At 62.7% G+C, this 23,881-nt stretch carries 22 protein-coding genes and 2 pseudogenes; 11 read left to right on the top strand and 13 right to left on the bottom strand.

Annotated features, from left to right (window positions below; genetic code table 11):
* Window positions 1–197: 197 nt before the first annotated feature.
* The 11 genes from OG407_RS24065 to OG407_RS24015 all read right to left on the bottom strand — a co-directional run bounded on the left by OG407_RS24065 (window position 198) and on the right by OG407_RS24015 (window position 9,796).
* Window positions 198–413: a hypothetical protein gene (locus tag OG407_RS24065; RefSeq protein WP_405861054.1), complete on the bottom strand. Its 216-nt coding sequence runs from the start codon at window positions 411–413 to the stop codon at window positions 198–200.
* 129 nt (window positions 414–542) lie between these two features.
* Window positions 543–1,250 carry a hypothetical protein gene (locus OG407_RS24060; RefSeq protein ID WP_405861052.1) on the bottom strand — a complete coding sequence of 236 codons (708 nt, stop codon included), beginning with the start codon at window positions 1,248–1,250 and terminating at the stop codon, window positions 543–545.
* A gap of 34 nt (window positions 1,251–1,284) precedes the next feature.
* Entirely contained in the window at window positions 1,285–1,782 is a 498-nt protein-coding gene (locus tag OG407_RS24055; protein WP_405861050.1) for a hypothetical protein, read from the bottom strand.
* A 681-nt stretch (window positions 1,783–2,463) separates the two neighbouring features.
* Window positions 2,464–3,888: a tyrosine-type recombinase/integrase gene (locus OG407_RS24050; protein WP_405861048.1), complete on the bottom strand. Its 1,425-nt coding sequence runs from the start codon at window positions 3,886–3,888 to the stop codon at window positions 2,464–2,466.
* On the bottom strand, window positions 3,888–4,112 hold the full coding sequence (locus OG407_RS24045; protein WP_405861046.1) for a helix-turn-helix domain-containing protein: 225 nt from the start codon (window positions 4,110–4,112) through the stop codon (window positions 3,888–3,890). Before OG407_RS24045 ends, OG407_RS24050 begins: the two co-directional genes overlap by 1 nt.
* An 80-nt stretch (window positions 4,113–4,192) precedes the next feature.
* Window positions 4,193–4,942 (bottom strand): replication-relaxation family protein, encoded by a 750-nt coding sequence (locus tag OG407_RS24040; protein ID WP_405861044.1) that lies wholly within the window; start codon window positions 4,940–4,942, stop codon window positions 4,193–4,195.
* Between the two features lie 181 nt (window positions 4,943–5,123).
* On the bottom strand, window positions 5,124–7,346 hold the full coding sequence (locus tag OG407_RS24035) for a type IV secretory system conjugative DNA transfer family protein (RefSeq protein WP_405861042.1): 2,223 nt from the start codon (window positions 7,344–7,346) through the stop codon (window positions 5,124–5,126).
* Between the two features lie 333 nt (window positions 7,347–7,679).
* Entirely contained in the window at window positions 7,680–8,144 is a 465-nt protein-coding gene (locus OG407_RS24030) for a hypothetical protein (RefSeq protein ID WP_405861040.1), read from the bottom strand.
* Window positions 8,145–8,222: 78 nt separating this feature from the next.
* Window positions 8,223–8,597, bottom strand: coding sequence for a hypothetical protein (locus OG407_RS24025; protein WP_405861038.1), 375 nt, complete (start codon window positions 8,595–8,597; stop codon window positions 8,223–8,225).
* Between the two features lie 172 nt (window positions 8,598–8,769).
* Window positions 8,770–9,258, bottom strand: a complete 489-nt coding sequence (locus OG407_RS24020; protein WP_405861036.1) for a DUF3846 domain-containing protein — start codon at window positions 9,256–9,258, stop codon at window positions 8,770–8,772.
* A gap of 172 nt (window positions 9,259–9,430) precedes the next feature.
* Window positions 9,431–9,796 carry a hypothetical protein gene (locus OG407_RS24015; RefSeq protein WP_405861034.1) on the bottom strand — a complete coding sequence of 122 codons (366 nt, stop codon included), beginning with the start codon at window positions 9,794–9,796 and terminating at the stop codon, window positions 9,431–9,433.
* Window positions 9,797–10,109: 313 nt separating this feature from the next.
* Here OG407_RS24015 and OG407_RS24010 point away from each other — a divergent pair, with 313 nt between their 5' ends.
* The 3 genes from OG407_RS24010 (at window position 10,110) to OG407_RS24000 (ending at window position 12,496) form a co-directional block, all read left to right on the top strand.
* Window positions 10,110–11,054 carry a hypothetical protein gene (locus OG407_RS24010; protein WP_405861032.1) on the top strand — a complete coding sequence of 315 codons (945 nt, stop codon included), beginning with the start codon at window positions 10,110–10,112 and terminating at the stop codon, window positions 11,052–11,054.
* A gap of 49 nt (window positions 11,055–11,103) precedes the next feature.
* Window positions 11,104–11,289 (top strand): hypothetical protein, encoded by a 186-nt coding sequence (locus OG407_RS24005; RefSeq protein ID WP_405861030.1) that lies wholly within the window; start codon window positions 11,104–11,106, stop codon window positions 11,287–11,289.
* 421 nt (window positions 11,290–11,710) lie between these two features.
* A complete protein-coding gene (locus tag OG407_RS24000; protein ID WP_405861028.1) occupies window positions 11,711–12,496 on the top strand; it encodes a hypothetical protein in 786 nt (261 codons plus the stop codon).
* Window positions 12,497–12,557: 61 nt separating this feature from the next.
* Here OG407_RS24000 and OG407_RS23995 read toward each other — a convergent pair whose 3' ends face one another.
* The gene (locus OG407_RS23995) at window positions 12,558–14,201 is read right to left on the bottom strand and encodes a recombinase family protein (RefSeq protein ID WP_405861026.1); all 1,644 of its coding nucleotides are present in this window, start codon (window positions 14,199–14,201) and stop codon (window positions 12,558–12,560) included.
* Window positions 14,202–14,253: 52 nt separating this feature from the next.
* On the opposite strand from OG407_RS23995, the pseudogene OG407_RS23990 reads away from it, so the two are divergent.
* The 3 genes and pseudogenes from OG407_RS23990 to OG407_RS23980 all read left to right on the top strand — a co-directional run.
* Window positions 14,254–14,379: pseudogene (locus tag OG407_RS23990) on the top strand (DUF4244 domain-containing protein); the annotation flags it as partial.
* Entirely contained in the window at window positions 14,366–14,743 is a 378-nt protein-coding gene (locus OG407_RS23985) for a TadE family type IV pilus minor pilin (RefSeq protein ID WP_365301997.1), read from the top strand. The pseudogene OG407_RS23990 and the gene OG407_RS23985, both read left to right, overlap by 14 nt.
* 50 nt (window positions 14,744–14,793) lie before the next feature.
* Window positions 14,794–15,063 (top strand): annotated as a pseudogene (locus tag OG407_RS23980) (Rv3654c family TadE-like protein); the annotation flags it as partial.
* Window positions 15,064–15,103: 40 nt separating this feature from the next.
* Here the strand turns inward: OG407_RS23980 and OG407_RS23975 are convergent.
* Window positions 15,104–17,650: a DEAD/DEAH box helicase gene (locus OG407_RS23975; RefSeq protein WP_405861024.1), complete on the bottom strand. Its 2,547-nt coding sequence runs from the start codon at window positions 17,648–17,650 to the stop codon at window positions 15,104–15,106.
* Between the two features lie 80 nt (window positions 17,651–17,730).
* Here OG407_RS23975 and bldG point away from each other — a divergent pair, with 80 nt between their 5' ends.
* The 5 genes from bldG (at window position 17,731) to OG407_RS23950 (ending at window position 23,798) form a co-directional block, all read left to right on the top strand.
* Complete coding sequence (bldG, locus tag OG407_RS23970) at window positions 17,731–18,072, top strand: anti-sigma factor antagonist BldG (RefSeq protein WP_003975386.1); 342 nt, start codon at window positions 17,731–17,733, stop codon at window positions 18,070–18,072.
* A 118-nt stretch (window positions 18,073–18,190) separates the two neighbouring features.
* Window positions 18,191–18,628: an ATP-binding protein gene (locus tag OG407_RS23965; protein ID WP_328680653.1), complete on the top strand. Its 438-nt coding sequence runs from the start codon at window positions 18,191–18,193 to the stop codon at window positions 18,626–18,628.
* Window positions 18,629–18,939: 311 nt separating this feature from the next.
* Window positions 18,940–21,348, top strand: a complete 2,409-nt coding sequence (locus tag OG407_RS23960; protein WP_405861021.1) for a sodium-translocating pyrophosphatase — start codon at window positions 18,940–18,942, stop codon at window positions 21,346–21,348.
* A 195-nt stretch (window positions 21,349–21,543) separates the two neighbouring features.
* Window positions 21,544–22,140 carry a small secreted protein gene (locus OG407_RS23955; RefSeq protein ID WP_365302003.1) on the top strand — a complete coding sequence of 199 codons (597 nt, stop codon included), beginning with the start codon at window positions 21,544–21,546 and terminating at the stop codon, window positions 22,138–22,140.
* Window positions 22,141–22,277: 137 nt separating this feature from the next.
* A complete protein-coding gene (locus OG407_RS23950; protein ID WP_405861019.1) occupies window positions 22,278–23,798 on the top strand; it encodes a methyltransferase in 1,521 nt (506 codons plus the stop codon).
* Window positions 23,799–23,881: the final 83 nt, after the last annotated feature.

Below are 23,881 nucleotides of genomic sequence, written 5' to 3'. Positions count from 1 at the left end.
GTCGCGACGGTCGAGTGCGTGTTCATCGCGTCTACAGTCAGACGACATCCGCGTCACGAACCATCGAAGACTTCATATTGGCAACATGCATTTGTTTAGGCATGGTTCTCTATTTGGTGACCAACGGGTAGAAAAATGAAAGAGGCCCGTGGACCAGCGGGAGCGAATTGCTCAACCGCTGACCACGAGCCCGTGCTTCAGCCGTAGCGATGCTTGACGGCATCAACAGTAGCCTGCTGTCTCGCGATGAAGCTTGCAGGCCTGATGCCTGTCCTAACAAATTCTCTCGTCTCTTCGATGGTGACGTCCATTTCGGAAGTGTCTGCACCTCGCCTTTTAAGAACATCACGGCATTCGATGAGGACATCGAGAATCTTCTGCCGAGATTCACGCGCCGACTCACTATCAGGCATCACAGAACTCCTGTGACTACCCAAGGCCGGACTACCCGACCATTGGCCCACCAAGGTGGGTGAACAGACTTAGATGAGTCCGTTCAGCCGCTTTCGTGAGTCAATATATTTAATTTACAATATTGTGCGCTAATTGTCAATGATTCTGTTCTTCCTTTCTTCGAGTTGCGCAAACCAGCGTTTACCTTTCGGGCCACAGTTATCCCTAATGTGATCCCGCAGCCTTCCTGTCTGCTGGTTATAACTGGTAAGGCTCTTTGCTCCCCTGTCTACTTCGCTATTAAGAGACGACATCGCACCCTGTAGGTTGTCGATGACCGACTGCGTTGCTTGTACTTCTTGAAGCACTCTCCTACGCTGCATTTGCGATGAACTGCTGGACCTCCGATCCAAATTCCGCTTCTTCTCTCGCATTTTACTCAAGCCGACAGATATCCCGCTGCGGGTTTCAATTGCACTGCGCTTGTGCTTATGCCATCGGTCAGCAATAATTCGACTTTCTCGATGCGCTTGACGGTAGACTTCAAAATTAACTTCGTCTCGCACTTCGAGGCGCAGGTTTTTTAGAGATTCCGCCTCACGTTCGAGCGCACGTCGTGATTCGACGAGTAGTCGTTCGGCTTGACGCGCCTGCGCCACAATCACTTTGGTATCGACAGGTGCTTTGACTGGACGACTGAGCCGGTAGTACGCGACGGCAAGCACGCACAGAGCTCCGACGCCAAGAATGAGGTATACGCGCTCATTGTCGAAGAGCCACGCCAGACCCTGTATCGCGTAACCAATGGCGACTAGCACGATAACGACAATAGCTACCCACTGCGCAGCAGCTTCCATCGGCGCCTACCTTTTGTCTAGAAGTATGGATACATCACCGTTCCAGTGCGCGCCAAGCGGCAACTGCAATCTCCGTTTGGCCAAGCCGCAACGAGTCGCTTAGGCGAACCAGATCATCACCTGATTTAGCTCGGTCCTGCACAATGTGTTCCGACAGGACAGGCACAATCCCCAGCGCCAACATGCGTTCTTCTTGAGAAACCCGCATGTTGCAAGAATTCGCAATCATTTGATGGTAGCCCGCCATAAGGCCCCGGCGGTCAACATTCGTCTGCGCCGATGCGCGCTTCTCAGCCTCGAAGAGTAGAACGATAGCGTTCTGCCTTGCCTTGACGATCTCCAAAGAGACAGCTCGTTGCCCGGCAATATATTGCGCATCCAGTCTGAAACGACTGATCTCAACAACACAGGCACCGATTTGAGAGACGATTGTGGCGGCAGCCGACAATGGACTTAGCGCAGCGGCAATGTGTCCAACCGCAGGGTGCATTGAGACTCGGCCTTGGTTGTAGCGAATCAGCTCTGCTGCCATGAATGTTCGATACTCCTTGGCCTAGTATCGCTGTGGGATGGTGACGTTTACTGGCCCATCAAATTTGACTGACTCTATCTCCTGTCGTGACATGTCGTCAGCCGCTTCCTTCGATTCAATTGGCGTAGACCACTTGAGCCATCAAAGGGCGCCTCCAGCTCGGCGGATCCACTGCTCCCTGCCCTCTGTCACTGGCGACCGCTTACGGCAGCGTGACCGACTTAGAAGACCGTCGGGTCATGCGTGACGGCGCGGTACGGATGCGACTGCACTTCCAGAACTTCAGCGCCCAGACGGTGACCGTGCACCCACGGCACGCGGGAGGCGCTCGCTGATCCTCGGCGACCCCGCGTCATCCAGCGCGCAGAAGCACCCCGCTACCTAGTCCTGGTAGCGGGGTGCTGTGGTTGGCGGGGGATCAAGGGTCGCCGCCGGCATCGTCCTTGAACGGTCGGTTCTACGAGGCGTCCGCGGCGGCCAGATGACCGGAGGTTTCTAGGCGTCGCCACACGGGAGCTGGAAGCCGTCGACTCAGGCCCGGTGCCGGCTGAGGCTTAGAAGGAGGGCACCAGGCGCGCGTAGCTGGCGGCGGTAAGTCGTCGACAGCCGGAGCACAGCAGGCTGCCCGATGGGATGCGTCGACCTACGGGTCGTGGCCGGCGTGCGGTGGGTCGGGCGGTTCTATGCGGCAAGTTCCACCTCCTCGCACCCGATGTTTTTGACGGCAGCGCTGACGGCAACGACCCCGATTGACCAACGTCTACGGCTGTCCTGCAAGACCTGATCCACCTCAGTTATACGGTGTGATACACCGTCAGTGGATAGACCTTTTAAGCAGGGTGTCCTGAGTTCAAGTCTCAGTGGCTTCACCACGGTGAATTTATTCGTAAAGCTGCTCAAAGTTTGACTTTGACGGCTAATCTGACGGCTACCGCTGCCGTCGAACATGTCCACTAACTGCCTCGGCTTATCAGCTGGGGCAGTTTTGGTTTCTTGGAGCTTCTTCTCTACGAGCTCCAATGCGCTTGTCACCTGCTCTGTGTATACGTGGGTGTAGTACTGCTGCGTGGTTGTCACACTGCTGTGTCCAAGTATTGCCTGAGCGACCTTTGGAGATACGCCCAAGAGTTGAAGCATGGACGCTGCGGTGTGCCGGGTGTGGTGGAATTTAATCACGCGCACACCGGCCAACTTGCAAAGCCGCTTGAACATGCGATCTGCGAAGTTGCGCGGGTCAATAGGTGTGCCCTTAACCGTCGTGAAGACGAAATCATGCTCGGACGGTGGTCGGTGGCTCCTCTCGTCAGACATTTTTGCAAGCATATCTCTGAGGACTCCCAAAATGGGAAGAGGCCGTTCACTCGCGTCGGTCTTGAGCGAGACTACGATCAACTTTCCGCCGACCGTTTGGAGTTGCTGAATAAGCTGGAACTCTCCGCCTAAGAGATTGACGTCTTGCCAACGAAGTCCAAGAATCTCTCCTCGACGCGGCCCATAAAACAGGGCAAGACACCAAGCTGCTGCCAGTCTGTGATCTTTTGCCACCTCCCAAAACCGTTGCGCTTCGTCTACCGTCCATGGGACTACTTTTTCAGGTTTGTACTTCGGGGCCTCGACCAACCGCGCAACGTTGCGGCTCAGTAGTTCCTCTCGCATTGCGCATGTCAGAGCGGCGCTGAGTGTCGTCTTGACCGTCTGAACTCTTCGGGGAGAGTGGCCTTGCTCAAGTAGTTGGCTAAGAAGCGCGCGAACGTTTTGAACACCAATGCTGGTAAGGCTCTTATCGCCAAGGTTGGGCTTGAGATACAGTCGCGCAATGCACTCGTACTGCTCATACGTCTTCGGCTTGTCTTCCTTCTTGACGACCGCTTCGAGCCAGTAATCAAGGTACGAGCCAAGTTTCCAAGACTTGTCTGCTGCTGGTATACCTTGATCCCTCTTCGCCTTGATCTTCGTTAGTTCTACGCTGACCTCATCACGGGAAGCGCGCGTAACGCGCTCCCGCTTTCTGATGCCGCTCGTCGTCGTGACGTAGATAGCCGCTTCCCAGCGTCCGTCCTTACGCTGGTAAATCGTGCCCTCTCCGTTTGCTCTACGCCGGGCCATCAGGCGAATGACTCCTTCCAAAGCGCCATGACGTACTCTCGAATAGCGTCAACCGGTATGCGTCGGCTTTTTCCAATCAGCACCGATCCCAGTTTCTTCGTCCGGATTAGTTCGTACACCTTCCACTTACTAATACGCAGGCGTTTCATGACTTCCGGCACGGTTAAGAGCTGAGTGCCATCTTCGACATCACGCGTTGCGTTTAAAATCACCTTCTCATTCATAAATAGTTCTCCTTCCAGTTAAACTCATATCGTTCGGTTTGTTAACGGTTACGGTGGGCTTCGGCAGTGTGGTTTCGACATCATGCGGCGGCTCCTTGGTCGCTACCGCTGAGAAGCTGCGGGCCGTCGTCGAGGAGCCCGACATCAAACAGGACTTGGCCGTCGAGGGCGAGTTTCCCAATGACACCCGCGATCCGCTCGCGTCGGCGCTCGGTTTCTACGAGCCACACGACCTTCGGGAAGACGCCGCGCCACTGTTGCTCCATGCCACTGCGCCAGTAGTCGATATACCGCTGCGACTTCTTCTGGATGGTGGGCAGCGTCTCGGTGGACAGGTCAACCTCGATGAACGTGCTGTACTCGGTGGCCGCTCGACCTATCCGTACGTACGCGTCCGGCTTGATCTGCACCAGCTCGCCACCGGCTCCGGTGAAGTGACGCCAGTTGGCAGGCTCCGCGTCGTAGGCCAGTAGTTCCGTCGTACCTGCGCGGTGGCGCTCGACCAGTTGAACGTAGAGTTCAGCGACGGCGAGCATGTGGTCTTGGAAGTACGGTTTCGACTCCCACACCCGGCGACGTCGACCACCAAGCGGGCCATCCGTGTTGAGGACAGCTTGGCCAAGACCACTCAGGCCGTAGATGTAGCCGGACGATCCCGCCCGCATACCCCCAATGATCCGGGAGAACCGCACCACGACGCCGAGCTTCGTGAGCCGGGTCATCATGAGCTGCGCACGACGAGTGCGAGCGCGGGGCGATCCGTCCGTCACCGCCAGGCGGCGAATCTGGGTCAGGCTGAGGAGCCGCACCCGGTTCAGAGATGCCAGCACGGCAACGTCACGAGGACTGAGACGAGTGCGCAACCGCTCCACTCGGGCCGGTGAGATCGAGAGTGGTCTCACCATAGGAACGCTCCTGGTGGTGAGAGTTTCTTTGGTGCCTCCTCTCCAGCAACAGAGGAGTACCGACCACCGCGTACGACACGATGCGAAGCACGGAGCGAAGGGCAGGTCATGCTGTCCTCCGTGGCTGTTGCCCGATGAGTCCGTCTGGCGATTGGTCGTTGCCCTGCCAGCGCTGACGAAGAGTGGCGTCGAGCTGCGCGCCGTCGACCCCGTACCGCGCCGCACTCTGGCGTCGTAAGTCGGCGGGATCACTGAGCGGCTGCGCGTCCGGCTGACGCGTACGGATAAGGAACGGTTCGCTTGGCCGTCGGTTCACCAGGACTTCGGCATACGCCTCATGGGCTCCGAGAAGGGCGAGGTCATCCGCGACCAGACCTCCGCCAAGAACGCTCGCCAGTACGGAACCGTCCTCACTGCTGGGACGGAAGACAACACGGTTGCGGGCGTTGGCGATGAGTCCGGCTCGCATCTTGGGTGAGAGCTGTGCCATGTGCTGATGCGCCACGGTGAGCCCGACGCCAAGGCCGCGCGCCTGGGCGAACATGTCGCCGAGGTCTACGGGGAGCCGCAGGTAGTTCTGAACCTCGTCAATGACCACCATGGCCGGCTGCCGGTGGGTCGAGGGCATCAAGGCGCGACGCTGCATCGCTTGCCAGAGCTGCGTCACCAGCAGCGCCCCGATCATCTGGGACGTCTCGCTTCCGATGACGCCGGTGTTCAGGTTCACCAGGACGATGCGCGGACGGTAGAACAGCTCGTCCAACCCGAACCGCGGCGTGGCTTGGCCGAGGAGTCTTCGGATGGCGGTGCGGCTGAGGAAGGCGCGCGTCTTGTTCAGCACGGGTGCGATGACCTGTTGCCGCTCGGCCCCCGACAGTCCGTCGTACCAAGAGAAGAACGGGGCCAGGACGAGCGGGTCGTTGACCTGAGCGAGCACGCGACGGCGGAACGCAGCGTTGGTCAGGATGACCGGCAGATCAGCAAGCGTGCTTTGGTCGCTGCGGGCAAGCGCCACCAGGGCGTGCATGAGAACGTCGGCGCTACGTGGCCCGAGGCTTGTCCCATACAGCTCACGGAACAAGTGCAAGAGATGGTCGGCGCGTTGCTCCGCGTCCTCGGTACTCCCAGCAAGCGGGTTGAACCCGACGACTTCGCCGGATGCTCCCGGCTCGATGACGACGACGTCCTCACGACGCTCCGCGGGCACGCCGGCCAGAACCTCTTCTACGAGGTCGCCGCGTGGCTCTAGGACGAAGACACTTCGCCGCGCGTGTACGTCAGCTCGAAGGAGCTGTGCAAGCAAGGTGGACTTGCCGCTTCCAGTCGGCCCGACGACATGTAGGTGGTGGAGCGCACTCTCCGTCGGCAGCGTGACGAGTAGATCGCGCTGACTTGGATGCAGGCCGGCCCCGAGGACGCGAACCTGCGGTTGGTGGCGCTGTTCTACCGGCACGGTGATCTGCGGTGGTGCCGGGTATTGGCGACCGTGCGCCGTGCGCGTTGAAGCGGCTCCATCTACCGGCCACCCGATGACGGCTGCGAGTTCGGCGACGTTGAGGACGGCCGACCAACCAGACAGGGCTACTTGGTCGAGCTGGTGAGCATCACGAACCGTAGGTCGCTGCACGCGTAGTTCCGCGTGTTCGGCACCGGTCAGTTGGATCGCCTCGCCAAGCATCCGCACGATGGCGTACGACTGGCGAGGATCAGGAGTACGGGCACCGATCCGACCGCGCACGGCGAACAGCGGCTCGGCCGCCTTCTGCTTCCATAGTCTTCGGTCGTCGCCCGTCTCCTTGGCGACGGCGACCAGGCCCAGGGCGCGGACCACGTTGAACGGCTCCGGCCTGCTCCTACGTGACTGCGTTGGCCCGATGACCCACTGGACGACAGCAGATTCGCCCTCTCTGAGGGCGTTCATGATTTCGAGGAGTCCAGCGGTAACGCTGGCTGCCATGTCCGTACGAAGCGGTTGCAGGGGGTTGGAGAGGCCAACGTCTGAGGCGAAGCGCATCGTTGGACGGCCAGGATGATCCAGGGGGATCAGCACCAGTTCAGGGAGCTGCGCCCGTAGCTGGCTCGGCAGCTCGCCGCTGATCTGTTGGTCGACGCCGACCAGCCAGCGCACCTCACCACCCGATGATCCGCGCGTCTCAAGCACGATGGCCGGCGTGCGCTTAAACCAGCCGAGAAGCGGTCGGTAGGCGAGCGGCTGAAGCGCTCTGACCACCTGAGCGACGCTCAGCTCGTGGGGGAAGTGCACCTCGAACCAGGTCAGACCCGAGTGGTCCGGCGGTCCTCTGCGCTTGATAGTGGGGTTTTGTGCCATGGCGTCCCTCCTTCCAGTTACACGGTTCTCGGAAGTTGAGGGCGTCAAGAAGAAGGCTGAACACTAGGGTTCAGGGAACCTATGCTGACGTGATTACTCAACTTTCCGTTAGGGAGCAATCTCGTCGGGCTCTAGCGGTCTGCTGTCGGTCGGGATGGTTGCTCTTACCTCTTACTATGCCTGGTCGGTATTGGGGCTAGCTGAGGGAGGAGGAGGTGGCGGCACGGTGTTGGCTGAAATCAAAAGATCCACCGCGTAGGAAGGTGGATCTGTCATTCTACCGAGATCCACGAGGAGGACGGGCAAGAAAGATAAGACTGGTGCAGAAAGTAGTTATCTGCGCTCGTTCATGAGTTGGATTATGCCTATTTTGCCGACAGAGGAGATGCCCGAGGGGCTTTCCCTGAAGTTAGTAAGCATCTGGTCAAGAGAGACGTAGACTGCTTCGCCATATTCTTCCTCATTAAGAGGTTCACCAGTCTGATCGGCGCGTACATGAAAGCACACTTCATCTGCTTCGACACCTGGAGTGTCATCTGCGAAGCTGAAACTAACAGATGTCTCGCAGGCAATCTGTCGGAATCCGTTCAGTACGAGGCTGTTCTCGTAGAGAAATTTTGCTAGCTGTATTGCGATATCACCTGTTTCATCAATCTTGAGACTTAAGGTACTCGCATACATGGTGCCTAACTCATCTTGATCTAAAAATTGAATGAACTTGTCAGGCTCGGTCTCCACTAGCAGGCGAGCCGTGAAGTACGTAGATCGATTGAATGGTTGAGTGAAGTTCTTTTTCATAATTACAAAGGTCTTTCGCGGTCTTCCGCTGCTCTTGGGAGAGCAGCGGAAGACCGTTGAGCGGCACTCAGCGAAAGGTTACGAGCCTGAGCCCGTGTACTTCCCGCGCTGGGTGCCGTTGTTGTTCCTGCCGTCGCCGGTGCCGTAGTGGTCGTGTCCCTTGGAGCCACGTGAGCCCCAGAACTCGTCCCCACTCTCGACGTGGCCATCTGCCAGGTAGGTGTCGCCGTTCACCCCGAAGGACGCGGTAACAGGGTCGCCTTCGGCGTTTGCACCGTGAACGGGATTGGTTGACTGGTCGCTGCCGCCAGCCTCACCGTTCCCGAAGCCGCCGAGAGCCTTACGAAGGCTCTCTCGCTCCTCCCAAGATTCCAACTGCTGGGCGTAGTTCGTCCACTCCCAGCGTGCGGCGTTCTTCTTGGGCTGACGCGGGCGGGGGTCGTCACTGCTCAAAGCAATCAACTCCGAATGAGTGCGTGACGCTCACTTTCGCGAGCAAGTCCGGAGCTTTTCCGGTCTGCACTAGTTATGACATGTTCTGTTTGTTTTGCAAAGAGTAGAATTTACAACGCTCCATGAAGAAACCCCCTCCTCGGAGGGGGCATCCCACGGGCTACTGAAACGGCTATACGCCGATGACCCTGGCACTCCTGACGGTGGCGTACGTTTCCTCGTGGATGATGGCGTAGTTGTACGCCTCGAACCAGTCGGTGAATGTAATCGCTTTACGCGACCATGGGCCGTCAGGTCGGTGCAGGAACTCAACGCCATACGTCTCGGTGTCGAGGAGCAGTTCAATCAGCTCGCTGGGCACCGACTTGGTGAATCCGCGTCCATCCGGTGCACCCGTGAGGATTGCATCCCCACTGATATACGCCTGGCCGCGGAGCCCTTTGGCGTGCTGCCACAGCATGACCGTGGCGCGTAGGTTGAACGGCAACGACCAAAGCATCGCCTCGTCGTTCGCAAGGAACGAAGCCGGCGGGCTGTCGAGGTTGAATGCCTCGTATGAGCCGCCGACGATGCCTCGGATGGTTTCTACGTTCTCCGCGTCGACTTCAACCCGCTTGATGGGTTGCTCTTCGTCGCAGGGGAACAAGATGCCAGTGATCACGGGACCACCTAGGTTCTCGACCGTGGGACTGTGTCTGGAGTGACGGTCGTTTCACTCCAGAGTTGAACCTCACGACCAAGTTGATGAGCCCCGTCCCGATGACCCTTTCGGATCACCAGGACGGGGGATTTCCGTACTGCCGGGAGCGTTGGCAGATACGGAGTTGAAGGGATCAGCTGCCGTTTCCGTTGCCGACCTTGGTTCCGGGGACGCGGCCACGAGTGCCGCGTGCGTCCTTCAGAATCTGGGGCATGTCGGTCGCAGCCTTGTTGAACTCCTCCAGGGGCACGTACGCGTCGCGCTTCTTGCCGTCGGGCGTCGTGATTTCGATGATCACGAGGTCCTCGCTGATGTCCTTGAACGCGCCCAGTTCGGTGACGAGCACGTCCAGCGCCTTCGGCTGGTCGATATCCGGGTGCTGCCGGACGACGACTGCGGCGAACTGCTTGTCGGTCCCCTGCTTGCCGCTGAGGTCTGAGACCTTCTGACTGACGATTGCCATCTTTCTGCTCCACTCGGTGTTTCGGTGCTCGGTCAAGGCTTGTTCCTTGTCCGTACTCTCATTAAGCCAAAATGGTTTGATGAAGCACTTGACGAGGCGGATCGGTGATGACTGGCGGTGTAGGAAATAAGAAAACTGAGGATCTCTGATTGATTTGGTGACAGACCGAAGGTGTTGGGTTCGGTAGATCCAGGGGATCAAGCAGGCGCCGCGGAGGGTGGCCGGCCAACGCGAGGCGAACCGACCGATCACCAAGGCAGTTCCGGAGAACGAGGTGTCTCCCTACGTGTGCAGGAGCCGGTGGCAAAAATCTCTCGGCAATCATCCTGCGCCGTGGGAACATCTGGTCATGACAGACCAGATTGACGAGTCCAACAGTGACCACTTGAGTAAGGAAGAGTGGCGTAGGGTCGCTCGCTTCGATGATTCGTCCATCGAGCTTACCGAGCGAGAGAACCGACTCGCGGCTGAAGCCCTGGCGCCGGTGATTAGCCGCGTTGCCGAAATGATGTCTTCTATCGTGCCTGACTTCTCGCCAGCGGCACGGGAGGCAGCACAGGAGGTTCTACGGCGGCTTGCTGAAATCAGCACGGTTGTACGGACTTTTACCGAGTCCGCTGCTCCCTACTTGCAGGAAATCTTTGAGTCGCTAGGATATTTTGACAAGCGGAAATTTCCCGAGAATTGGGATGGCGTAGATGGATCGTCGTTTAAGGGCCTAGATTCGATCCTGATCGACGAGGGTATCCCTTTGATGTGGGTGCCTGGCGCTGTGACAGTTGAAGCGCTTCTAACGGCTGGCAGTGCTTCCGATCGGCGCCGCATTATTGGCTCTCGGTGGAAGAGGATCGCGTCCGACTGTGAAGTAGTGCTTCATGAAATAGATCACCCAAAGCTATTGAGCGAGCGTGATTTTGCTTTGGATTGTGTTGCCGCGCTTCGTGACGGGCACACCAACCCCGCCCAGTCGCTTGCGGCCAATCTGCTCGACACTGTCTTGGGTCATCTTGACAAGAGCACTCGAACGCAGCGCACAAAGAACAGTTTTAAGCAGAACGGGGAGAAGTTTGATCTCGATGAACACGAGTTCAGAGCGGCGTTTACTTTTGCCCCTGTATGGTGCGCGCACGCCACGTTCTGGGTAGACAAGGGAGATTCCGTTCCGCGTACCTTTGGTAGACATCCGAGCGTCCACGCTGTATCCCGGGCACAGTACAGCCGGATCAATGCGATCATCGGGCTCATGGTGGTGACGTCGGTACTCAAGTTCTTTGACACTCAAATGCTGCGATAGCCTAAAGTCTTCGCTACTCCTCGCAATTGCCGTATAATGGGGAGTAGTTATGACGACGGAAGACCTAGAGCGATTACGAAAATCAACAGCAAAAAGCGGGGCGCCCCTTAAAGTGGAGCACCCCGCCGTGATCGCCAAGCTGCGCAGGTTGATTCAGGATGTTAAGAGTGTCGAATCAAAGCAGGCCGGCTCGGGCTCGCGGATTGACGCTGTAAAAGCTCAGCATCTTAAGTAAGCGTTGCCTAACCAAACCGGAATCTGATCTTCAAGTGGCCCGGATCGTCACGAGCGTGCAACAGCGACGCTATGGTTTCTTGTGGAACGTTGCCCCCCTCGTCTTCTGTGTCATCATCACGGCAGACCAATGGGGAGGGTGCATGAGTAGCTGGGCGACTGAACACAAGGTCCAGGTCTACGTTGCCTTGATCGCTGCGGTAGCTCTGATCGCGGGAGCGATCGTAACGGGATGCATGAGGTCGAGCAGCGGCGGCACGAGCGTGAACCAGAAAAGCGGCAGGGACAGTAATTACTGCGTCAAGTCGAAGTGCAATTAAGGCTTCATTAGCTGAGGTTGGCGGTTGACGCCAACCTGCTGCGGTCAAGGCTCTTGTCTGCATCGAAGCTGTCAAACCCTTCAGTTCGCGTGGAGAGCAACCTTGAAATATTGGTCGAGGGCTTTTTGTAGCGCGGCATTGGTCGCACTGCCGCTACTTGCTGTGGGTGGATGCAAGGACATCACTGTCAATCAGGACGCAGGGCGAGACGCCAAGTACTGCAAAGAATCGACGTGTGAAGGTGATGGCTCGTCGAGTGGTACTTCGCAAACGCCGTCCGAAAATCCGACGGAGGATAGTTCAACTCCTGCCTCTGTCGATAGTCCCAGTGATAACGAGAACCCTTCGCACGGCGCCGATTCTTCTGACAGTGCCAACAATGGCGACGGGCAGTCTGATAGTGGCGCCACTGCCCAGGTTATACCGGAAACGGTGAAGTTGTCAGGCAATCATATCCCTGAGGGTATGCAGGTGTCGGCTGACGGATGTGCGCAAGAAGACGCCGCCATATGCACCGACTGGGATGCGGAAGATGAAGTGATTGGCGACAAAAGTTTCAGCACCGCGCTCTATGCTAAATGCGTTCTTTTCTGTGAGAACGACGAGACCGCCTACTTTGACATTAAGCTGTCAGGGCACTACACCAAGCTGGACGCAACGTTCGGTATTGCGGCCGACTCTAACAGCAGTGACCGGTCGAAAACGGTGACTGTGTCAATAATCAATCAGGGTACAGGTAAGACATTGCTATCCCATGTCCTTGCCTACGGAACTCCTTTCCCCCTGAAGGGATACAGTATCAAGGGCGTAGGCGTGCTCCGCATTCAGTTTGATGGCCCACTGGGTAGGATGCGCGGTGCGGTCGGTGAACCCGTTGCTCGTCAATAAGAAAGCGGGGCGCTCGTCTTGAAACGGGAGCACCCCGCGATCGCCAAGCTTGCGCTACTTGTTAGTGAAGCCAGAAAATCTCAACCGCGTCAGGATCGAAGCGCCACCCGTTCCACATCTTCCCGCCCGGCATACTCGGGTGAATCACAACCTTCTCGACCACAAGCCGGATAACGCTAGCCCGCCACTCGATGCTTGCGCCGTCCCAGATTGCGCGTAGGCCGCCGTCAGTTGGGATTGCGAGACTCTTCGCCTTAGTGCTCATGAGTTGTTTCTTCTCAGTGTCGAGCCTTGCCATCTTGTCGAGGACCGTTTGCTTCATGATGCGGTAGTCCTCCTTGTCATGCTCGCCTGCCGCGTACTCGGCAGCCAGCAACTCGCGTCGCGCCTGTAGTTCGCTGATTTCTTGAACTATCTCGGCCATGCGAGACTCGTTGACCGGTGGTACGAGCGCGTTCAGGATGTCGGGTGAATCAAAGCGGTATAGCACTTGTTCGGTGACGAACAACTCCACGGGGTCGGCGATGCGGAAGACGGAGCAGCACCCGCACCGTTCGCCAGTCCTATCCCACTTCTTACAGGCGTAGCGCCGTTGGTACTTGATAGTTCCGTCGGCCAACTTGTACGTCTTGCCTTGGCCGTACATAACCCCACCGCAGTACTGGCCCTTTTTGGCGGTGTCACGCCAGGTTCCGCCGCACTCAACGAAGCCGCTCAGCAGGTAGGTGCGGGCTCGGACGCCGCCCTTATACACCCAGAATTTTTCGCGCCCGTTGAACATGGCTTCCATGGCGTCGTGTTCGGCGCGAGTGAAGACGTACGGCCATTTGGCACGGTGACGTTCTCCGTTATGAACCCGAGTACCACCGTTTTCCGGGTTCTTTAGGCACGGACAGTCAGTGGGGTGGCCGGTCGGGTCAAATAGCACGTAGCTTTCTTTGAGCATGGTGCGCCTGAACTTGCCGACGTCCCAACGGCCGTCGCAGATTGAGACCTTGTCCTTCAGTTTGGTCTGCTGGCCTGCTCGCGTTGTCTTGATTCCTTTGTCGTTCCAGTTCTGAACACACGTGAACTGGCTGTCTCCGGCCAGTGTCTTACGTTTGCCTTCGTGGAGCGCCACGATTTCATCGTCCCGTACCTGATACGGGTCGATGATGTCTTTGCCCTTAATCGGGTCGTACCCGATGACCTTGCCGTACCCGAAGGTGCGCGGGCCGCCATCCCACTTTCCCTCACGAGCATTCTGGATTTTCTTGCGGAGGGCAAGTTCTTGGATGTCCTCGGCTGTGCCTGCATCCATGACGTTTTGGATGCGGTCCATCTTCCGGTTCGCGGACACTGTGAGGTCGAGCGATTGGCCACGTACGTAGCGGTACTTGACGCCGTGGAACCGAGCGAGCTTGAGCTGCCGCTCGTTCTCTTCGGGTTTACGAGTAAGGCGCGCTTTGGTGTAGGACAGCACGACTTTGACGGGGCCAACTTCAAGTTGACCCATCATGTCTTCGTAGTCCGATCGGTACTCGTCGCTGTTTGTGCTAGCGGAGATGTCGTTATCGCAGTAGATGCGAACGAGGATCAATCCGAGCTGTGCGGCGAGTGCCCTAATGTCTTCTTCTTGGCGCTGAACGCCAAGTTCTTTGCCTTCTCGGTCATCGCTGATGCGCAGATAACCGAATGCTAGTTGTCCCTCCAACTCGTCGAGCATGTTCGTTTATTCCTTTTCATGATCCATTGTAATGGATGCATAGGAATTTGACGAGTACGCCATGGGACTGGTCGCGGCGGTGGCGTTCGCGGTGGTGCTCTACAAGGTGGTGACCAGCGGGGCGGTCAGCGCGGAGTTGCAGGACATCGTGAAGCGGGCCCTCGATGCGAAGGTGTGAACGCCCGGGCGGGGACGAGGGGTTCGTGACGGCGGAGGCGGCCGTGGTGCTGCCCGTGCTGGTGATGTTCGCGATGGCGCTGGTGTGGGGGCTGTTGGTGGTGGCCGCGCAGATCCAGTGCGTGGACGCGGCCCGCTCCGGCGCCCGGGCCGCGGCTAGGCAGGACCCGGCCGACGCGGTGGTCCGGGTGGTCCGGGACACGGCCCCGCGTGGTGCGAAGGTCACCGTTGGCCGAGAGGGCGACCAGGTCCACGTCGTCGTGGTCGCGAAACCGCCGGTGCTCAGCGGGCTGCCCTTCGAAGTGCGGGAGGAGGCCGTGGCGTTGGCGGAGGAGACGGTGGGCGAGGGGAGGGCGGGGCCGTGAGGTGTCGTATTCGGGCCGCTGCGACGCGCCGTGTCCCGGCTCTGGAGCACATGCGATCCCGTCACTCGGACCGTGGGTCCGCCACCGTGTGGAGCCTCGGGGCGATGGCCGTGATGTGTGTGGTGTTCGGGGTCGTGCTGGCCCTGGGGCAGGCGGTCGTGGCCCGGCACCGTGCGGCCGGCGGTGCGGATCTCGCGGCGCTCGCGGCGGCCGACCACTGGGCGGAGGGCGGTACGGGGGCCTGCGCCCGGGCGGAGCGGGTGGCGCGGGCGCAGGGGACGCGGCTCGTGCGGTGTGCGGTCGTGGGCGAGACGTCGGACGTGACGGCGTCGGCGGGCAGGGGACCGTTCGCGGCGGAGGTCAGGTCACGGGCGGGCCCTGCGGGGCCGGTACCGCCACCACCCCCGGCAGCACCGGTGCCTGCGCCTCCACCGCTCCCTGCACCTCCGGGCCCTGTACCTCCGGTGCCTCTCGCAAAAGCTCCCTGAGCAGCCGCACAGCCCCCCGCTTGTGCAACGGATCGTTGCCGTTGCCGCACTTGGGGGACTGGATGCAGGACGGGCAGCCGGCGTCGCATTCGCAGGAGGCGATGGCCTGGAGGGTGGCGGTGAGCCAGGCGCGGGCCGTGTGGAAGGCGCGTTCCGCGAAGCCCGCGCCGCCCGGGTGGCCGTCGTAGACGAAGACCGTGGGGAGCAGGGTGTCGGGGTGCAGGGGGATGGACACGCCGCCGATGTCCCAGCGGTCGCAGGTGGCGAAGAGGGGGAGCATGCCGATCGAGGCGTGTTCGGCGGCGTGGAGGGCGCCGCCGAGGATCTCGGGGTTGATGCGGGCGGCGTCCAGTTGGTCCTCCGTGACCGTCCACCAGACGGCGCGGGTGCGGAGGGTGCGAGGGGGGAGGTCGAGTTTTGATTCGCCCAGGACCTCGCCGGTGATGACACGTCTGCGGAGGAAGGAGACGACCTGGTTGGTGACTTCGACGGAGCCGTAGCACAACCGGCCCTGGCCCCACGGGACTTCGATGTCCGTCTCCAGGACGGAGATCGCCGTGGTGTCGCGGGCGACCGTCGAGTAGGGCGGGTCGGCCTCCTCGACGAGGGCCACCGAGTCCTCCAGGTCCAGGGAACGCACCAGGTACGTGCGGCCCTGGTGGAGGTGGACCGCGCCCTCGTGGACGGTCGTGTGGGAGGCGGCCTCGTCGACCGTGCCCAGGAGGCGGCCCGTGCCGTTCTCGACGATCTGGACCGGCCTGCCGCCCCCGCCGCGGATGTCGGTGAGGTCGGCGGCCCGTTCGCGGCGCGTCCAGTGCCAGGCCTTCGCACGGCGGCGGAGCAGCTTCGCGGTCTCCAGCTGGGGGAGCAGGTCCGCCGTTGCCGGGCCGAAGAGGTCCAAGTCCTCTTCGGTCAGGGGGAGTTCCGCCGCTGCCGCGCACAGGTGGGGGGCCAGGACGTACGGGTTGTCCGGGTCCAGGACCGTGGACTCCACCGGCTGGTCGAACAGGGCCTCCGGGTGGTGGACGAGGAACGTGTCCAGGGGGTCGTCGCGGGCCACCAGGATGGCGAGCGCTCCCCGGCCGGAGCGTCCGGCGCGGCCCGCCTGTTGCCACAGGGAGGCGCGGGTGCCGGGGTAGCCGGCGATCAGGACGGCGTCCAACCCGGAGACGTCGATGCCGAGTTCGAGGGCGGTGGTGGCGGCGAGACCGAGCAACTCGCCGGAGTGGAGGGCGCGTTCGAGGGCGCGGCGTTCCTCGGGGAGGTAGCCGCCGCGATAGGCGGCGACCCGGCGGGCCAGCGAGCGGTCGACCTCGGCGAGGCGTTCCTGGGCGATCAGCGCGATCAGCTCGGCGCCGCGTCGGGACCGTACGAAGGCCACCGAGCGGACGCCCTGGACGGCGAGGTCGGTGAGGAGGTCGGCCGTCTCGGCGGTGGCCGTACGGCGGACCGGGGCGCCCTTCTCGCCGTGCAGTTCGGTGAGTGGGGGCTCCCACAGGGCGAACACCAGTTCACCGCGGGGCGAGGCGTCGTCGGCGACCTCGACCACCGGGAGGCCGGTGAGGCGGCGGGCGGCGACCGAGGGCTCGGCGGCGGTGGCGGAGGCGAGGAGGAAGACGGGGGAGGAGCCGTAGCGGGCGCAGAGGCGGCGCAGACGGCGCAGCACCTGGGCGACGTGGGAGCCGAAGACGCCCCGGTAGGTGTGGCATTCGTCGATGACGACGTACTTCAGGGACTTGAGGAAGGAGGACCAGCGCGGGTGCGAGGGCAATATGCCGCGGTGGAGCATGTCGGGGTTGGTCAGGACGTAGTTGGCGTACTGGCGTACCCACTCGCGCTCTTCGAACGGAGTGTCGCCGTCGTACACGGCCGGGCGAACGGCATTGCCCAGAGGTTGTGAAAGTTCCTTCACGGAGCGGAGCTGGTCCGCTGCCAGGGCTTTTGTGGGCGCGAGGTAGAGCGCGGTGGTGCCGCGGCCGTTCGGCGCCTCGGAGCCGTCGAGGAGCGCGGAGAGGACCGGTACCAGATAAGCCAGCGACTTGCCCGAGGCGGTGCCTGTGGCAACGATCACTGACTCGCCGTCGAGGGCGTGCTCGGCGGCCTGTGCCTGGTGGGCCCAGGGGTGTTCGATACCGGCTTCCTGGACGGTGGCGATCACCTCGGCGCGAATCCGGTCAGGCCAGACGGCATGGCGGCCCTCGCGCGGGGGCAAGTGCTCCGTATGAGTGATGCGCGAAGCCCGGCTCGGTCCCGACGCCAGCCGGTCCAGAACCGTGCTCGGCGAGAGGCCGGACACGGGGTCCGCCGAGGGTCGATCGGTTCGCTGATTCTTGGCCATCGGCACCGAGTGTGTCACTGGCGTGACGGACAATGGAGCCAAGGCGTCGTGCACGCCCTGCGGTAAGTGATTGAATGCCATCGCGGCTGGCGAACCGTCCTGGGGGCTCTGCCGAGGTGTCCCATGGGATGACCGCTCGATAGCAAGGTGCTGGAGGATCCGTGGACCTGTCCCTGTCGACCCGTACCGTCGGCGATCGTACGGTCGTCGAGGTCGGTGGCGAAATCGACGTATATACCGCGCCCAAGTTGCGCGAACAGCTGGTCGAGCTGGTGAACGACGGGAGTTTCCACCTCGTCGTGGACATGGAGGGAGTCGACTTCCTCGACTCCACCGGGCTCGGTGTGCTGGTCGGCGGCCTGAAGCGGGTGCGTGCCCACGAGGGCTCGCTGCGCCTGGTCTGCAACCAGGAGCGCATTCTGAAGATCTTCCGTATCACCGGCCTCACCAAGGTGTTCCCGATTCACACCTCGGTCGAGGAAGCGGTGGCGGCCACCGACTGACCGACCGTTTCGGGAGCGGCGTGTGACCGCTCCCCGATCGGCCGTATAGACGACCGGTGGACCGGGCTTTCGGCGGCCCGGCCCTCCGACAGCACGCCCGTAGTCCCGAGGGGGATGCATGGCCACCGTTGAACTCCGCTTCAGCGCGCTGCCCGAGCACGTCAGGACCGCCCGACTGGTGGCGGCAGCGGTGGCGCGCAGGGCCGGAGTGGACGAGGCCGTACTCGACGAGGTCAGACTCGCCGTAGGTGAGGCCTGTACCCGTGCCGTCGGGCTGCACCAGAGCAGTGGGATCACCGCCCCGGTGAAGGTGCTGCTGATCGAGGAGGAGAAGCAGTTCTCCATCGAGGTCGGCGACGAGGCACCACGTTCGGCTCCCGGCGACAAGGCGCCCGGGTCCCTGGGCGACGATCCGGACGCGGAGACCGAGGAGGACGAGATGGGCCTCGCTGTCATCAGCGGGCTCGTCGACGACGTCGAGGTCACCGCGGGAGAGCACGGCGGATCGATCCGTATGACCTGGCCGACGACCCCGCCGGCCACCCCGCTTTCCTGAGAAATCGCCGCACACCACAGCCGAAGGGCCCTGCTGAGCAGGGCCCTTCGGCATTTCCGGGTGAGTTCCGCGACAGTGCGACGACCGGGCTTCCCCGGCGCGAAAGAATTCGTGAATCAATTCACGATCAATGCGGATCGACGTCCCGATCATCGCCTTGATCGGCGCCCCGATAATTTGATCAAGCGTCAATGCTTTTAAGGCATTACTATGCGAAGGCCAATTCCGTTTGCCGCGCACTGTTTTGATCAGGTTCCGGTACCTACAATCCGTCCACATCTTGAGCTCAGCACAGGCGTCAAGGAGGACGAATGGCGGGGCTTTCTACCCCTCAGCAGTTTGACCACCCCACAACCTTCGCAGCCGCAGTTCTGACCGACGACAACCGCATCCTCGTGATGGTGATCGGCCTCGTGGCGCTGGCAGCGCTCGCGGTCGCGGTCATCCTGGTCCGCGAGGTACTCGCGGCCGACGAGGGCACCGACAGCATGAAGAAGATCGCGACGGCGATCCAGGAAGGCGCGAACGCCTATCTGGGACGGCAGTTGCGCACGGTCGGCGTATTCGCCGTGATCGTTTTCTTCCTGCTCCTGATGCTGCCCGCGGACGACTGGAATCAGCGCGCCGGACGATCGATCTTCTTCCTGATCGGTGCGGTGTTCTCGGCGGCCACCGGCTATATCGGCATGTGGCTCGCCGTACGCAGTAATGTCCGTGTCGCCGCGGCGGCCCGGGAAGCGACCCCGAGGGAGGGTGAGCCGGAAAAGGATCTCACCGCCGTCTCGCACAAAGCAATGAAGATCGCTTTCCGCACGGGCGGCGTCGTCGGCATGTTCACGGTGGGGCTCGGTCTGCTGGGCGCCTCGTGCGTGGTGCTGGTGTACGCGGCCGACGCGCCCAAGGTGCTGGAGGGATTCGGCCTCGGTGCCGCCCTCATCGCCATGTTCATGAGGGTCGGCGGCGGCATCTTCACCAAGGCCGCCGACGTCGGCGCCGACCTGGTCGGCAAGGTCGAGAAGGGCATCCCGGAGGACGACCCGCGCAACGCCGCGACCATCGCCGACAACGTGGGCGACAACGTCGGCGACTGCGCGGGCATGGCGGCCGACCTCTTCGAGTCGTACGCCGTGACGCTGGTCGCCGCGCTGATCCTCGGCAAGGCGGCCTTCGGCGACTCCGGGCTCGCCTTCCCGCTGCTCGTGCCGGCGATCGGGGTGATCACCGCCATGATCGGCATCTTCGCGGTGGCGCCACGCCGTACCGACCGCAGCGGCATGTCCGCGATCAACCGGGGGTTCTTCATCTCCGCGGTGATCTCGCTCGTGCTGGTGGCGGTCGCGGTGTTCGTCTATCTGCCGTCGTCGTACGGCGATCTCGACGGGGTCACCGACGCGGCGATCAAGGCCAAGGACGGCGATCCGCGGATCCTCGCGCTCGTCGCCGTGGCCATCGGCATCGTGCTCGCCGCGCTGATCCAGCAGCTGACCGGCTACTTCACGGAGACGAACCGCCGTCCCGTGATGGACATCGGCAAGACCTCGCTCACCGGCCCGGCCACCGTCATCCTCGCCGGGATCTCGCTGGGCCTCGAATCGGCCGTCTACACCGCCCTGTTGATCGGTCTCGCGGTCTACGGGGCGTTCCTGCTCGGCGGCGCCTCGATCATGCTGGCGCTGTTCGCGGTGGCGCTGGCCGGTACCGGTCTGCTCACCACGGTCGGCGTGATCGTCGCCATGGACACCTTCGGGCCGGTCTCCGACAACGCGCAGGGCATCGCCGAGATGTCCGGCGACGTCGAGGGCGCGGGCGCGCAGGTGCTCACCAACCTGGACGCGGTGGGCAACACCACCAAGGCCATCACGAAGGGCATCGCCATCGCCACCGCCGTCCTGGCGGCGTCGGCGCTCTTCGGGTCGTACCGGGACGCGATTCTCACCGCCGCCAACGACGTCGGCGAGAAGGTCTCGGGACCGGGCGCACCACTCAACCTGATGATGGACATCTCCCAGCCCAACAACCTGGTGGGCCTCATCGTCGGCGCCGCGGTCGTCTTCCTCTTCTCCGGGCTGGCGATCAACGCGGTCTCGCGGTCCGCCGGGAAGGTGGTCTACGAGGTGCGGCGGCAGTTCCGCGAGCACCCCGGGATCATGGACTACACCGAGACACCGGAGTACGGCCGCGTCGTCGACATCTGCACCAAGGACGCGCTGCGCGAGCTGGCCACGCCCGGTCTGCTCGCCGTGCTCACGCCGATCGCGGTCGGGTTCACGCTCGGCGTCGGCGCGCTCGGCTCGTTCCTGGCGGGCGCGATCGGCACCGGCACGCTGATGGCGGTCTTCCTCGCGAACTCGGGCGGTGCCTGGGACAACGCGAAGAAACTCGTCGAGGACGGCAACCACGGCGGCAAGGGCAGCGAGGCCCATGCCGCCACGGTGATCGGCGACACGGTCGGCGACCCGTTCAAGGACACCGCGGGCCCGGCCATCAACCCGCTGCTGAAGGTGATGAACCTCGTCGCGCTGCTCATCGCGCCCGCGGTCATCAAGTTCAGCTACGGCGACGACAAGAACACCGGGGTGCGGATCGCGATCGCGGTCATCGCGTTCCTCGTGATCGCCGTCTCGGTGTACATCTCCAAGCGGCGCGGGATCGCCGTGGGGGACGACGGCGACGACACCGACCGGACGGCCAAGTCGGCGGATCCGGCGGTCGTTTCGTAGGCGGTTCTACGGAGTTCTGCTCAACGGGCGGGCGGGCGGCGCGAGTTGTGGGCGCCGCCCGCCCGTTCTGTCTGTGTTCAGGCCCTCGCCGTGAGCCTTCTCTCGCTTGGTGCAAATGGCTTCAAAGGGTCTCCTATCGGACCTTGGGCCCGGAGGTGCGGCCCGTCCGCCGTGTATGTTCCGGGGCCGAGAGCCATGGAAGGGACCAACCCGGTGAACAAGAAGCTCGCGGCCGCACTGTCCGGCGGTGCGGTACTGGTACTGGCGCTGTCGGGATGCGGCGGCAGTGGCGACGACAGCGACGCCAAGCTGGACGCCTGGGCCAAGCAGGTCTGCGTCGCGGTGCAGCCGCAGGCGAAGAAGATCCAGGCCGCCAACACGGCGATCCAGAAGGAGACCTCGGACAACAGCACCCCGGAAGAGGTCCAGAAGACCGACTCGCAGGCCTTCCAGGACATGTCCGACGCCTACAAGGCGATCGGGGCCGCCGTGAACACCGCCGGGGCACCGGACGTCGACAACGGCGCGAAGAAGCAGCAGGACGCGGTGAAGGAGCTCAACGGCATCTCCACGTCGTACGCCACCCTGAAGGGGCAGGTGGACGCGCTGAACACCAAGGACCAGGCGAAGTTCGCGGACGGCCTCAAGGGCATCGCGACCTCGCTGGACAAGCTCAGCACGAGCGGGAACGACGCCCTGAAGACCCTCGAAGAGGGCGATGTCGGCAAGGCGATGACCAAGCAGGAGGCCTGCAAGACGGCTACGCCGGTGGCTTCGTCGTCGGCGGCCTGACGCGTTCCCTGTAGGCAGCGATCTTTCAGTAACTGAAAGATGCCCCGGTACGCGTGCGTGCCGGGGCCTTCGCATGGGCGGGGGCCTTGTCGGCCGGTGCCACGCGTGTTGTCGGTGGGAGCGGCCACAATGGGGGTGTGAGTAACTCCACCCTGCCCACCCTGCCCGCATCCGACCGCCCGGAGGTCGCCGCCCGGCTCCGGGACGCCCTGCTCGGCGCCGCCTTCACCGCCGACGGACTGCTCGACCTGCTCGGTGCCCCCGCGTACGCGGCGCTGGCCCGCAGCGAGACCGTGCCGGCCCTCCGGGCGACCAGAGGCGACACCCCGCTGGAGACGCTGGTCCGGCTGTTCCTGCTCCAGCAGCCCGTGCCGCACGCACGCGTGGCCGACGTCCTGCCCGTCGCCGCGTGCCTGGAGAGCGGGTGGCTGGTCTCCGTGGGCACCGACGAGGTCGCCGCGACCGTGGACGTACGGCCGTACGGCGGGCCCGACGGCGAGGACTGGTTCATCGTGTCCGACCTGGGGTGCGCGGTCGGCGGGGCCGGCGGGATCGGCAGCCGGGAGGAAGGCGTCGTCCTGGGGGTCGGCGGCGCGTCCACCACGCTCGCGGGCATCACCGTACGGACGCCGGTCTCCGCCGCGCTCGACCTCGGCACCGGTTCCGGCATCCAGGCGCTGCACGCGGCCCGGCACGCCACGCGCGTGACGGCCACCGACCTCAACCCGCGCGCCCTGCACATCACCGCGCTCACCCTCGCGCTGTCCGGAGCCCCGGCCGCCGATCTCCGCGAGGGCTCGCTCTTCGAGCCGGTCCGGGACGACGAGACGTACGAACTCATCGTGTCCAACCCGCCGTTCGTGATCTCGCCGGGCGCCCGGCTGACCTACCGCGACGGCGGTATGGGCGGGGACGATCTGTGCCGGTCGCTCGTTCAGCAGGCGGGCGATCGCCTGCGCGAGGGCGGATTCGCGCAGTTCCTCGCCAACTGGCAGCACGTGGAGGGGGAGGACTGGCAGGACCGGCTGCGCTCGTGGGTGCCGCGCGGGTGCGACGCCTGGATCGTGCAGCGCGAGGTCCAGGACGTCACGCAGTACGCCGAGTTGTGGCTCAGGGACGCGGGCGACCACCAGGGCGACACGGCCGCGTACGAGGCGCTCTACGACGCGTGGCTCGACGAGTTCGAGGCGCGCAAGGTCAAGGCCGTGGGCTTCGGCTGGATCACCCTGCGCAGGACGGACTCCGACGCACCCTCGATCACCGTCGAGGAGTGGCCGCACCCGGTCGAGCAGCCGCTCGGCGACGCCGTGCGGGAGCACTTCGACCGGGTCGACTATCTGCGCGCCCGCGACGACGCGGCCCTGCTCGCCGCCCACTTCAGGCTGGCCGACGAGGTCATCCAGGAACAGGTCGGCCTGCCCGGCGCCGAGGACCCCGAGCACGTCGTCCTGCGCCAGCACCGCGGTATGCGCCGGGCGACCAAGGTCGACACGGTCGGCGCGGGCTTCGCGGGCGTCTGCGACGGCACGCTGAGCGCGGGGCGCATCCTGGACGCCATTGCCCAACTCGTGGGCGAGGACCCGGTTCTGCTGCGTGACCGGACGCCGGCGCAGATTCGGTTGCTGGTGGAACAGGGGTTTCTGGAGCCGGTGGGGTGACTGGTGTCCGGCGGCTGACTGGCGAGGGGGGACGGCCGGTTGGGGGCGGCTGACTGGCGTGGCGGGGCGACTGGTGCCGACGG

Source organism: Streptomyces sp. NBC_01515, from assembly GCF_045040345.1.
In the GTDB taxonomy this organism is placed as follows: Bacteria; Actinomycetota; Actinomycetes; order Streptomycetales; family Streptomycetaceae; genus Streptomyces.
This window is presented reverse-complemented; position numbering and strand designations above follow the sequence as displayed.